12 protein-coding genes and 1 pseudogene are annotated in these 12,070 nt (G+C 63.5%); 5 read left to right on the top strand and 8 right to left on the bottom strand.

Translation table 11 applies throughout. The annotated features are described in order from the left end of the window. Window positions 1-148 precede the first annotated feature (148 nt). Entirely contained in the window at window positions 149-937 is a 789-nt protein-coding gene (locus AC1DFE_RS19485) for an SDR family NAD(P)-dependent oxidoreductase (RefSeq protein ID WP_476907510.1), read from the top strand. A gap of 443 nt (window positions 938-1,380) precedes the next feature. On the opposite strand, the gene AC1DFE_RS19490 is transcribed toward AC1DFE_RS19485, so the two are convergent. The 4 genes from AC1DFE_RS19490 to AC1DFE_RS19505 form a co-directional block, all read right to left on the bottom strand. Continuing rightward, the gene (locus AC1DFE_RS19490) at window positions 1,381-1,602 is read right to left on the bottom strand and encodes a hypothetical protein (RefSeq protein ID WP_476907511.1); all 222 of its coding nucleotides are present in this window, start codon (window positions 1,600-1,602) and stop codon (window positions 1,381-1,383) included. Between the two features lie 150 nt (window positions 1,603-1,752). Continuing rightward, on the bottom strand, window positions 1,753-2,103 hold the full coding sequence (locus AC1DFE_RS19495; RefSeq protein ID WP_476907512.1) for a DUF3846 domain-containing protein: 351 nt from the start codon (window positions 2,101-2,103) through the stop codon (window positions 1,753-1,755). Window positions 2,104-2,258: 155 nt separating this feature from the next. Continuing rightward, entirely contained in the window at window positions 2,259-2,915 is a 657-nt protein-coding gene (locus AC1DFE_RS19500) for a phosphatase PAP2 family protein (protein ID WP_476907513.1), read from the bottom strand. Window positions 2,916-3,591: 676 nt separating this feature from the next. Next, on the bottom strand, window positions 3,592-5,091 hold the full coding sequence (locus tag AC1DFE_RS19505) for a SulP family inorganic anion transporter (RefSeq protein WP_476907514.1): 1,500 nt from the start codon (window positions 5,089-5,091) through the stop codon (window positions 3,592-3,594). A 197-nt stretch (window positions 5,092-5,288) separates the two neighbouring features. Between AC1DFE_RS19505 and AC1DFE_RS19510 the strand changes: the two genes are divergently transcribed. After that, complete coding sequence (locus tag AC1DFE_RS19510) at window positions 5,289-5,678, top strand: MerR family transcriptional regulator (protein WP_476907515.1); 390 nt, start codon at window positions 5,289-5,291, stop codon at window positions 5,676-5,678. Window positions 5,679-5,885: 207 nt separating this feature from the next. Here the strand turns inward: AC1DFE_RS19510 and AC1DFE_RS19515 are convergent, their stop codons facing one another. After that, complete coding sequence (locus AC1DFE_RS19515) at window positions 5,886-6,425, bottom strand: MarR family winged helix-turn-helix transcriptional regulator (RefSeq protein WP_476907516.1); 540 nt, start codon at window positions 6,423-6,425, stop codon at window positions 5,886-5,888. 234 nt (window positions 6,426-6,659) lie between these two features. Between AC1DFE_RS19515 and AC1DFE_RS19520 the strand changes: the two genes are divergently transcribed. Both AC1DFE_RS19520 and AC1DFE_RS19525 read left to right on the top strand, forming a co-directional pair. Then, a complete protein-coding gene (locus AC1DFE_RS19520) occupies window positions 6,660-8,768 on the top strand; it encodes a transglycosylase domain-containing protein (protein ID WP_476907517.1) in 2,109 nt (702 codons plus the stop codon). A gap of 399 nt (window positions 8,769-9,167) precedes the next feature. Then, complete coding sequence (locus tag AC1DFE_RS19525; protein WP_476907522.1) at window positions 9,168-9,500, top strand: hypothetical protein; 333 nt, start codon at window positions 9,168-9,170, stop codon at window positions 9,498-9,500. Window positions 9,501-9,651: 151 nt separating this feature from the next. Here the strand turns inward: AC1DFE_RS19525 and AC1DFE_RS19530 are convergent. The 3 genes and pseudogenes from AC1DFE_RS19530 to AC1DFE_RS19540 form a co-directional block, all read right to left on the bottom strand. Continuing rightward, window positions 9,652-9,930: pseudogene (locus AC1DFE_RS19530) on the bottom strand (gluconokinase); the annotation flags it as partial. A gap of 133 nt (window positions 9,931-10,063) precedes the next feature. Then, the gene (locus AC1DFE_RS19535; RefSeq protein WP_476907518.1) at window positions 10,064-10,225 is read right to left on the bottom strand and encodes a hypothetical protein; all 162 of its coding nucleotides are present in this window, start codon (window positions 10,223-10,225) and stop codon (window positions 10,064-10,066) included. Between the two features lie 185 nt (window positions 10,226-10,410). Continuing rightward, on the bottom strand, window positions 10,411-11,448 hold the full coding sequence (locus tag AC1DFE_RS19540) for a LacI family DNA-binding transcriptional regulator (protein ID WP_476907519.1): 1,038 nt from the start codon (window positions 11,446-11,448) through the stop codon (window positions 10,411-10,413). A 182-nt stretch (window positions 11,449-11,630) separates the two neighbouring features. On the opposite strand from AC1DFE_RS19540, the gene AC1DFE_RS19545 reads away from it, so the two are divergent. Beyond that, on the top strand, window positions 11,631-12,070 hold a 440-nt coding region (locus tag AC1DFE_RS19545; protein ID WP_476907520.1), incomplete at its 3' end, for a Gfo/Idh/MocA family oxidoreductase.

Genomic DNA, 12,070 nt, shown 5'->3' on the forward strand with positions numbered 1-12,070 from the left:
TATTGCGTGGTGCGGAGTTCAGGGTCCATGCGCTCAGGCTCGCAGCCAGGGCGGTAACAGTGGCCGCCCTCGACCACGCATGGACAGGCAGACCAGAAACCGCCCCGGAGGGCGTCGCGCCCGGGTCCTCCGCGAATCGGAAAGCACGATGACCGGCGCCGAGCGCCTCGACGGAAAGGTCGCGCTGGTCACGGGCGCCAGCCAGGGGATCGGTGCGGCGATCGCCGCCACCTTGGCGGCGGCTGGCGCACACGTCGTACTCGCCTCGCGCAATGAGGCGGCGCTGTCCCGGCAGGTGAAGGCCATTACCGGCGACGGTGGACTCGCCGTTGCGATGCCAACCGACGTAACCAGCGAACTTTCGGTCCGGGCGCTGCTGGCGGGCATCCGGTCACGGTTCGGGCGTCTCGACGCCGCCGTCAACAACGCTGCCGGCGGAGGCCGGCCGCCTGCCCCGATGGCCGAGTGGAGCAGCGAGCAGTTCGACAGCGCGATCGCGGTCAATCTGCGTGGGACGTTTCTCTGCCTCAAATACGAGGTGGAACTCATGAAGGAGACAGCCAACGGCGGGGCAATCGTGAACATGTCCTCCACCGCTGGCGAGCAGGGAGTTGCCGGGCTAAGCGGTTACGTGGCCAGCAAGTTCGGCATAGGTGGCCTAACCCGCGTGGCAGCCCTCGACTACGCGGCTTCGGGTATCCGGGTCAATGCGATTGCGCCGGGCCCTATCCTCACCGGCCGGCTTGCCGCGGCGGGTGAGGCCGCGCAGGCCGGCGCCTCGGCGGCCGTGCCGCTCGGCCGGGTCGGCCGCGTCGAGGAGATCGCGGCAGCCGCGTTGTGGTTGTGCACCGATGCCTCCTCATTTGTCACCGGTACCGTGCTCGCCGTCGACGGCGGACGGCTCGCAGGCACGCCGGTCTTCGGCCGCAAACCCTGACCGTCGCACTGCGCTTGGTAGGAAACGGACTCCTGCCTTGCCCGGCCGTGCGCTGCAGGTCGTGTTCCTATGCGCGTGGTGGTGCTGTCCGAGGTCGAGCCAGGCTGCCGTCGACTCTTCCTGACTCTGGTCGGCGTAGTGCCTGGCAGTTGGGGTCGAAGTTGATTGTGACGCGGGTCGTGCTGCCTTGATTAGTCCGCGTACGAATGTGTTGCCTGGACTTACAAGGCAGCAGAACCTCGAGATGACTCTCGCCGAAGCCGGGCGGCGCAGGGTTAGCGAGCGTCGGGTCTTCCATGGCCCGGACAAGGAGCAACTAGGAGCTCGTGGCTCGTCCTGAGTTTCCTCCATAATTCAGCAGCACCCAAGCATCCGAATATCCAAACTGCTACGCCCCGAGTGTTCCTCGCGGACGGGGCGTGGTGATCAGCATCTTCGTTGCGTCAGCGGAGGGAAGCCATCTTTTGCACGGCTTGGCGGCTGGCACCCACCTCTCGCGCGATGTCGGATTGTGAGTAACCGAGATCGATCAGTTCCGTGATGAGGCCACGTCGCTCGGCAGACAACTGCTGTGCCCGGCGGGCGTGCTCAACGGCTGCGCCGCGCACCTCGCACAACCGCTGGAACTTCCCGCGATCCTGTTCTGAAATAGCCTTCGGTGTCATGCGCACCCGTGTGACAACAGGGGGTTGTCATGTCAACGCCCTGCTAGCATCTCGGGGCCCTGGACCAGGCCCAGTGACGTTAAGTCCACCCCGAGCCCGGCAGACTGGGTCAGGGTCAGCTGAAGTTCCAACAGTTTTTGCCGGTACCGGTCATGCGGCCCCCCGGACATCGAAGAGTTGCTGGGCCAGCCGGATTAGGTGCTCGGGCACTTCCGTTTCCACACCGTGGTCGCCGTTGCCGAGGAAGACGGCGGTGCCTCGTGCCAGCCCAGCCAGATCCAAGCCGGAGTCGTACATCAGCTGGGCGGCCCGCAGATTTGAGGGAAGGTCAGTGATCATGCCCTCGGCGTTCAGGCAGACCTGCCAGTCGCCGCGGGTGATGGTCTCGAGCGGGCCGCCAACGAGGAGCTGCAGTGCGTCGGGCGAGGTGTTGATCCGCTCGATCCGGATGGTCTGGCTGGTTCTGGCTGGGATTATCAGCGCGGTGTGTGTGGTGCTCATTTTTCGTCCTTCATAAGGAACGACGGTCCGGTCCGGCAGGTTCCGGTCCGGGAGTGCGGATACGCTCCGCAGTGCAGCAGGAAGAGGAAGGAGTGCGCGTTTTGGGGCCTCCAGCGCCGGGGGGCGTCGCCAATGATCTGTGGCGACTTAGCCGCTCACGGCCGTTCGTCCTGTCTGACCCCGTACAGGCGATGGGCAGTGATGACCACCGCCAGCCAGGCTCCGCCGAGCGACCACCCCACGAGAACATCGGTGAGCCAGTGGTGGCCAAGGTAGACGCCGGTAAGGCTCATGCCCAAGGCGGCGACGGCCGCGCTGAAGGAGGCGAGCACACGCCTGCGCATTCTCGCTCCTCGGCGCGCGAACACGTAGGCGACCGTGCCGGCCAGGACCACCGCGGTCAACGCATGCCCGCTGGGAAACGAGCTTGAAAAATCAAAGGGCGGGACTGCGTCAGAAAGGGCAGGCCTGGCGCGGGGGGCGAGCCGTTTGCCCGCGATCGTGACCAGCAACGAACCGGTCCAGGCGACGACAATGAGGATGACTGGCGCCCTGGATCGCAACGTGGCAGCGACGACCGCAGCGGTGACCAGCACAACAAGCGGCATGCCCACGTTGCCTCCGAAAAAGGCGAGCCCCGTGACCAGGGCATCCAGCTCGGGCGAGCGGATCTTCTTGCCCGCGACCAGTGCCGGATGGTCGATCCCGGCGATGCCCCCAGCTGTAGTAACAGACCAGAACAGCATGACGGACACGGCAACCAGCACCACGGCTGTCGCCATGCCCGGCAGCAGGAGCCGAAACAGCGACATGCGCTGGATTCGGGGGGAGGGCGACGGCGACACTCCCGGGACTGGCGGCTCCTCAACCGGAGGTCCGGGACGCCTTTCGACCCTGAACCTGCTTCGCACAAGACTCACCGTCTTGCTCCTCCCATCCAGCGGACTGTTGAAAACCATCCTCGATGCGATTTGCCTCCCTTTGGCGCGCCAAAGGGCATGGCCAACCCCCTTCACGATGACAGCGCCGCCTTGGAAAAAGTAAGGGACCGCATCCAAGAAGTTGCTCCAAGCCACTAATTTTAGGGGGTGGGTGCTGCCAGCGTCTCCGAACCGGACATCTGCGGCCACGGGTCGCACAGGCACAGTACGGCGACCTCGTGGGCCACGTGGAGGGCGAAGTGACGAATTTCGTGTTAGTGCTACGCTAGCCGACGGCTTGGGAGGTACATGTCGAACTCGCGAACTATTGACGTTCCGAAGGTCTCGCGGCCGCCTGGAGGTGGAACCCGAGGCTAAGGACTTCTATGCGGCATTGAATTACAGCAGCCAGCGGCGTTACGTGGAGCCGATCGCGGACGCCACGACCGGGTGCAGTGAAGCCTGGATGAACCTTATCGACGTGAGGGCCAACTACCCCTTCTCATTGCCATCGTGGCCGAAGGATCCAGTCCATCTCTTCAAGGCGCTCCGCGCGTTCGTGGCCTGGTCAGGCGCCGAGCTGGCCGGTGAGGCGACGGTGGAACCCAGTGCTGCGCTCGTCGAGACCCTCGATGGTCACTGTGGCGCCATGGTTGCGGTATTTCGTCTCGATGGAGTCGAGGGCGGCAACGGTTGAGGCGTCCCAAATCTGGGCCCGGCTGAGATCGATGGTCACAGAGGTCGGGTCGTCGGGGTAGGCGAAATGGTCGACGAGGTCGTTGCTGCTGCCGAAGAACAGCGGCCCGATCACCTCGTACCGGACGGTCGCGCCATCGGCTGCCGGGGTTCGGTTGACGCTGATAACGTGGGCGACCCGGCGGGCGAAGAGCACCATCGCGAGGATGACACCGGCGATGACGCCGTAGGCGAGGTTCCCTGTGGTGACCACCACCGCGACGGTGAGGCCCATGACGATCGTTTCCGGGACGGGCATCCGTTTCAGGGTGGATGGTTTGACGCTGTGCCAGTCGACTGTGGTGACAGCGACGACCATCATGACCGCGGCGAGGGCGACCATGGGGATCTGCCCCATGACCGAACTGAGCCCCGTCACCAGGGCAAGAAGGAAGACCCCGGCGACAAACGTGGAGATGCGGGTTCGGGCCTGGCCGGTCTTGACGTTAAGGACGGTCTGGCCGATCATTGCGCAGCCGGCGATGCCGCCGTAGAACCCGGCGAAGATGTTCGCGAGGCCCAGGGCCCAGGACTCACGGCCTTTGTGCGAGGGGGTGTCGGTGATCTCATCGACGAGTTTTGCGGTGAGGAGGGTTTCCATGAGGCCAACGAACGCCACACTCAGCGCAGTCGGCAAAATCAGCTTGAGCGTTGCCAGGTCCAGCGGAACGAGGAACGGGGTGAACCCGGGCAGCCTCCCCGTGATGGGTCCCTCGTCCGCGACGTCCGGAACGACGAGGTGGGCAATGATCACGATCGCCGTGACGACGACGATCGCAACCAGCGGCGATGGGATGGCCTTGGTGAAACGCGGAAGGATGAAAATGATCGCGAATGTGAGAGCGAACAGGACGTAGGCGAGCCAGGGGACGTTCAGCACGTGGGGCACCTGTGCCGTGAAAATGAGCACACCCAGGGCGTTGACGAACCCGATCATCACCGAGCGCGGGATGAACCGCATCAGACGTGCAAGACCGGCAAAGCCGAAGACTATCTGGATGATACCGGCCAGGATCACCGTCGGCAGAACATACTGGACACCGTGCTCGTGCACGAGCGGGGCGATGACGAGGGCGACGGATCCGGCCGCGGCGGTGATCACGCCCGGCCGTCCGCCAAGGATCGACATGGTCAAAGCCAGGACGATGGAGGCAATGAGGCTGACCCTAGGATCGACCCCGGCGACGATCGAGAACGAAATGACCTCAGGGACCAGGGCGAGAGTGGTGACCATGCCCGCGAGGACCTCGCGGGTAAGCTGCCGCGGAGAGCGCAGAGCGCTCAGTACGGTGACCGACTGGCGGACCAGGCGTGGGCGATCGGCGGTGGCCAAGGAGCGGCTCCAGGGGCTTGGCTCTCTCCCGAGAGCGTGTGGGTAACATGTCTGCGCGCCACGATGCGCACGAGTCCAGCCCTGTCATGGAAGACAATGGGGTATGGAAAAGAGCAGACCGGTGACTTTTCGGCCGCGACTGCAACATTACCGTAACGTGAGGGTTGAGTCGGACGGGTGAAGCGATGATGAAGGACATGACGGCCGAAGAAGTCGTGACCACAATGCACATCGGCGAGCTGGCAGACCGCTCGCAGATGTCGTTAAGGACCATCCGCCACTACGACGAGGTCGGCCTGCTCAAACCGTCCGGCCGCACGGAGGGCGGATTCCGCCTGTACACCGAACGCGACTTCACACGCCTGCTCCTGATCCGCAGGATGAAGCCGCTAGGGTTCACGCTGGAAGCCATGGCTGACCTCCTCCGGCTTATCGACGCACTGGAGACCTCCGAACCCGGCGAAGGCGACACCGATGTTCGCTCCGAGTTGAACGGATTCATTGAAGAGGCAGCGAAGCGCCGTGCCAAATTGGAGGAACAACTCGCCATGGCAGACGAGTTCCTGGCACTACTGCACGCTCAGTAGACGGCCTCCAACGAGCCCTCTTGCGGCACCTTCGGGACACGCCGTTCAGCGCTGTAAAAGGAAGGGCCCGGGCAGGGGGTACCGTTTTCGGCTGCAAAGGGGTCACCGGAACGTGTCGCGGTAGAGGTGGTGTAGACGAACCGGACGGCCAGCCTCTTTCCGTACTGTTCCGGTTTGTTCCGGAGTCGGCCCTGAGGGGGCTCCATGTCACTGCTGCATCCCGCTTTGCTGGTGCGGGTTCCGGTCTTGGAACTGCTCGTTGGTCTCCAGCAGGGACGCGAGGGCGGCCAGGGCCGGAACGGCGCTTTCTATTGCATCCTGGTAGGACTCCGGGAGCCGTTCCAGGGCTTGCCGGAGTCTTTTGTCGTTGGCGGCCTGCCACGCTGCGAGTATGTCCTTCCCGGTCACTGTCAAGCTTAGGCTCACGGCCCTGCGGTCGCCCGGACGGGGCCTGCGTTTCACGAGCCCTGAGCTCACCATCTGGTGGACCAGTCCGCTGACTGTATTGGTCGCAAGTCGTTGACGGTCCGCGAGTTCACTGACCCCCATGCCTGGTTMATCGGCAAGACGCTGAAGGACTTCCACCTGGGCCATGGGAAGGGATTCCCATGGAAACTCCTGCCTCACGCTTGAGCGCAGGACCCGCCGCAAACGCGTGATCACGCCCGTCAGCGTCCAGACGTCCGCGCCCGCGCAGTCACTGACCGTCGGGACGACGTCCGGGACGGCCCCGCCTGCCGTATTCATGAGCATTAGCCTATCTCGGTGTTCGCAATATAAATTAGTTCTGTAACCGAACAACTCTTATTTTGTGCCGAGGGCGGCCTAGGCGCATAGAGCAGTGCGGAGTTTGGCTCATGAGTAGTCAGATGAGGATTCCTTGGCCGCCGTAACGTGGGGGCCAACTGACTAGGCACTTCATGTGCACTGCGCAAAGGGCCGGGATTGCAGTGGCCCTCTGACGACCTAAGGAACATCCTGATGCTCACGAAAGACACCTTCTGGGGGAAGATCCTTGCCTTCATTGCCGCCGGCACCGTCTGTGGTCTTTTGGTCGCAGGCCTTTTCGTCCCGGCCACAGCGCTCGGCGCAACCGCAGCGAGCGGTTCCATCGGTCTCTTTGATCAGCTGCCAGGGGAACTGGACGTCAACGCGCCGGCACAAAGCTCGAAGGTACTGGCCGCTGACGGGTCACTGATCGCTAGATTCTATTCAGAAAACCGGGTCCCGGTGGAACTGGAACAGATGTCACCGTTCATCCGGGACGGCATCGTTTCCATTGAAGATGAACGTTTTTACCAGCACGGCGGAATCGATGCCACCGGCATCCTCCGTGCACTGGCAGTGACAGCCCAAGGCGGCCGTCAAGGCGCTTCGACGATCACCCAGCAGTACGTGAACAACGTCATCATTGAATCGCTGGTGGCTGAAGGAAAGGCCGGCCAGGTCAGGCTGGGAGCGGCCAAAACCGTTGGCGACAAGCTCCGGGAAATGAAACTCGCCATAGCGCTGGAAAAGAAATACTCAAAGGACCAGATCCTCAAGGGCTACCTGAACATCGTCTATTTCGGCAACGGCGCGTACGGCATCCAGGCTGCTGCCAAGCACTACTTCAGTGTCCCGGCCAGTGCACTGAACCTGCCAGAGGCAGCGGCCCTGGCCGGCGTCGTCAACAGCCCTGTCTATTATGATCCGCTCACCGAACCCGGCCACGTGGTGGCCCGCAGGAATGAGGTCCTGGACAAGATGCTTCGGCAGGGGCGTATTACGCCCTCGCAGCATGATGCAGCGGTGAAGGCACCGATCGGGCTCAACGTCCACCGGAGCGCACAGGGCTGCGTCGCGGCGGCCACCGCGCCGTACTTCTGTGACTACGTGCAGAGGCTGATACTCAACGATCCTGCTTTCGGTGCCGACGAGGCGGCCCGGAAGAAGCTCCTGTACACAGGCGGGCTGACCATCCGCACCACCCTGGACGCCAGGCTCCAGAAAGTCGCCCAGGACCAGGTCAATGCCTCCATGCCCGCGGCCGACCCGCTGCAGCGCGGCGCGGCGCTTGTCAGCGTCCAACCGGGCACCGGCAAGGTCCTGACTATGGCGCAAAACACCGTATATGATCCGGCGGCGGCGCCGGGGAATTACACCGGGAACTTTGCCCTCCCCGAAAAGGACAGCAAAGGCCTGCCGCTCGACGGGGCCGGCGGATTCCAGATCGGCTCCACCATGAAGCCGTTCGTCTTCGCCGAGTGGCTGAACTCCGGCCGATCGATGGCCACCGTGCTGGACGGATCAGTCCGCGTTTACCCGGCAGGCTACCCCTGGCAAAATACGTGCGGAACCACCACCGGATCATATGACCCTGCCCTGGGGCAAACCCCCTTGCCCAACGACGACCCCGACCACTACTACCCGATGAGCGTCCTCCAGGGCCTCTACCAATCCATCAATACCATCACCTTCCAGTCCGCGGCACAGCTGGACTTCTGCAACATCCAGAAATTAGCGACGGCGGCCGGCGTCGCCAACGGTCACACCAACCAACCCTACGACCTCTCCAGCATCGCCAACCTGATCGGCACCCAGGACGTTGCACCACTGGACATGGCCAACGCGTACGCCACCTTTGCCGCCGGCGGAGTCCACTGCAACCCAGTCGCCCTGGACTCCATCACGGACGCCCACAGCCACACTTACCCGGTGCCCGGCGCGGGCTGCAAACAGACCATCAACCCGGACGTGGCAGCCGGTGTCACCTATGCGCTCAAGAACGTCCTGACCAAGGGCTCCGGCTACAACATCCCGGTCAATAAGGACCAGGACATTTTCGCCAAAACCGGCACCACCGATGGAAACACCATGACCTGGACCGTCGGCGCCACCAGCAGCATCGCGACCGCTTCCTGGTTCGGCAGCTACAAGGGCATCGGACCACGATGGGCGAACCAGGACATCACAATCAACGGAAAGTACTATGACGGAGTCGACGGGGCCGACATCGCCGGTGGCCAGTGGGGCCACCTGATGGACGCCGCCGACTCCGAACTCCCCGGCAGCCTTTTCCCGTCGCCGCCGGCTTCCATGCTCTATTGAACAAACCTGACACCCGGGAGTTCCTGCCCCGAGAAAGACGGCCGTGGCGACCACGTCACATCGCGGCGGGCCAAACCGGGCTGACCCTTCGCGTCCGCAAATTGAAGCCAGGAATACGCCTTCTGTCACCTGTCCCAACGCCCTCAGTGGGCAGCGAACTCTCGGCCCTTCTGCGCCTGCTCATGTGACCAGCCCCTGCATCCGGAAACTCATTGTGGTCCCGGTTTCGGCAGATGGAGCCTGCGTGAATCGGATAGGACGGGCGATGGAGCGCCGTTCGCGATCAGATCCGCCCGCCGGTAATCTCGGCCGAGTCTCAGCCGGCTCGCACCAACAATCCAGACTCCGAGCTCAGGATGGGGCTAATGCAACAAGGCAGATCGAGGATAGGACCCTGGCATGTTGATTGAGTTTCGGGCCCTGGCTGAGGCTGACCACGGGCGGATACGGAAGCTGCCCTTACCGGGTGGAGATGTGCGGGGACTTGAGGCCGCGCCCGAATTTCACGAACAGATCATCGACGTCATCCTCGATGTCCTCTCGGCCTCAGCAGCGGTGCGTCCTGAAGTCCGGGCGGGGCTCCTGAAGCACCTTGCGGAAAATCCTGGTCATCCGGAGAGGGCTCTGCTGGACCATCTTCAGACCCAGGGCCAATCGCAGGCCGCCCGCCGGTGTGAGGCACTGCCGCTGTTGGCCTTGACGACGCCGCGGTTGCGCTGCCCCGGTGACTGATATGGCTTGAACCCTTCCAAAGCCACGGCCGCTTCCGCGAAGCCGCGCCTTCTGCGAGAGCCACCAACGCGTCCTCACGGTGAGCGAGTCGTTCCGCGGCCTGTTGGACGAGCTCGCTGATTGCCGCCGTGGCGTCGACTTGAAATCCCGGTTCTGCGTCTGTGAGGGGCTCCAGAGTGGCCAACTGGCTGTCCATAAGGCTGGCGGGCATGTACTCATGGGCGCGGCTTGCGACCCTGTCGGCGATCTGTTGCCGGCCGGCATCCAGGTGGACGAAGACTCCACCAGGGAGGAGCGACAGCAGGTATTCGCGGTAAACGCGCCGCAGCGAAGAACAGGCAACGACCGAGCTTTGACGACTGGAGGCAAGGGCGACTGCTTCGAGCCAGGGCCACCGGTCTTCGTCGGTGAGCGGCGTCCCGGCGGCCATCTTCGCCTTGTTTGTGGGCGGGTGCAGGCCGTCCGCGTCTATGAAGGAATTCCCAGATGAGACGCCAGCGCCATTCCGAAGGTTGTCTTCCCCGCCCCTGAAACTCCCATCACGAAGATGGTTTCGGCTTGCTTCACAGGAGGCCCTGAGCGTCAGTGCCCGCGTCGATCGGCGTCATGGTCGTCACGGTTGTTGCGGACTCAATAAGGGGGCCGACGGCCGCATCGAGTGCCGCCACCGCAGGGCCTTTGGCGTGGGTTTCGAGCAACTCTGGGCTTGTCGATTTCTCGATCATCGTGATCGTTCCGTCGGCGGCGTCGTGGATGGCATACAGGATGCATCCTTTCTCTTCGTGGACGGCGGGAATGGTGGCTTGAAGGGCGCTGGCGAGCTGTTACTTTTTACCTTCGTCAGGGTGAAAAACGGCCGTGACTACTACGCTCATTCGAAAACTTCCTTCTGTTGCGTGGGGTGAAGTTCTCAGGTGGTGGAGGTGGTTTGGGTTGCGGGTGCGCTGCTCGACCGCCGGACGAATTCGGCCTCGACCTGGATGCGCCGGGGTGCTCCGGAGAGTGTCCCCTTGGCACGTCCCACCGCGAGCTCTACGGAGTGGACCGCGAGCATGTCGATGGGCTGGCGGATGACGGTCAGCGGCGGGGAGACAAGTTCAGTCCAGGGGTTGTCGTCAAAGACGACCAGGCTCAGCTCGGTCGGGACGGCGATGTCGGACTGCTTGATTCGGCGGAGTGCGGAGCGAACCTGTGCGGTGTTGCCGACGACGATCGCAGTGACCGGTTCTGCCAGGCCCAGGAGCGCCCCAATAGCGTCGCTCCCCACGTCGCCTCGGAAGGGTATGTGGTGGATCAGCTCTTCGTCCACCGGCAGATCGGCTCTTTCCATGGCCCGGCGGAAACCAGCCACCCGAACCCGTCCGGTCGAGGTTTCCGCAGGGCCCGAGATGAAGCCGATCCTTGTGTGGCCGAGGCCGATGAGGTGGTTGACCGCAGTCTCGGCCGACACATCGTTGCGGATGGTGACGACGTCGAATTCCGGCAGCTCCGGAATCTCCCGGTCGACAAAGACGACGTTAATGCCCAAATCTGCCAGCCGGCTCCACTTGTCGACGTTGCCGCCGGCAGGAGTAGCGATGACGGAGGCAACGGAACGCTCAACGAGGGTGTCGATTGACTCCGCCTCCAGGTGGGGGTCCTCCTGGGTGGTAAGCAGGATAACGTGGACGCCCCGGGCCCTGGCCTCCCACACGACCCTGTCCGCAAGTCGGGCGAAAAAGGGGTTCGTCAGATCGGCCAGCACGAGGCCGATAGTCGAGGTGGATCGTTGCTGCAGGTCGCGGGCCGCTGCCATGGGCCGGTAGCCGAGGCTTGCAATGGCCTCGACCACCTTGGCTCGCGTCAGCGCGGCGACCGGCCCTGTGCCCTCATTGAGCACCCGCGAGACGACAGCGACGGATACGCCCGCCTCACGGGCCACATCGCGGATGGTAGGTGGCTTCTTCATCACCACTTCCCTCCTTTCCTTCCAGACTGGGGAAGATCAGTTAATCACCGCCGGTGATTGACGTCACAATGGAACTGCTGGTACAAAAGTGTAACCGTTACCACCAAGGTTGGCGAGCGACGAGGCAGCCGGGCCGGCAGAGCCCTCGACCCTCCATAAAAGCCACGAAAAGGAAGTCCATTGTGAATCTCCATTCCCTTCTTGAGCAGCGTGAAAGCGAAGGCCGCCCGATCCGGGTCGGTCTGATCGGAGCCGGGCGCTTCGGCACCATGTACCTCGCCCAGGCACGCAACATCCCGGGCATCCATGTTGTGGCCATCGCTGACATCAATGTGAAGCGGGCGGAAGGCGCATTCGAGCTGGTCGGCTGGCCCCAGAACCAGATCGCGCCGGACATCGCGACCGCACTGGCGAACCGTTCCACCACCATCGTGGCTAACGCCGATGAACTGTTTGACGTGGACATCGACGTGATCGTTGAAGCGACCGGCAACCCGATCGTGGGCGTGAAGCACGCACTCCGCGCGATCGAAACCAAGAAGCACATCATTATGGTCACGGTCGAGGCCGACGCCCTGGCCGGACCGGCCCTCGCCAAGCGCGCGGAAGAGGCCGGCGTCGT

It is taken from the genome of Arthrobacter sp. 05T423 (assembly GCF_056396245.1).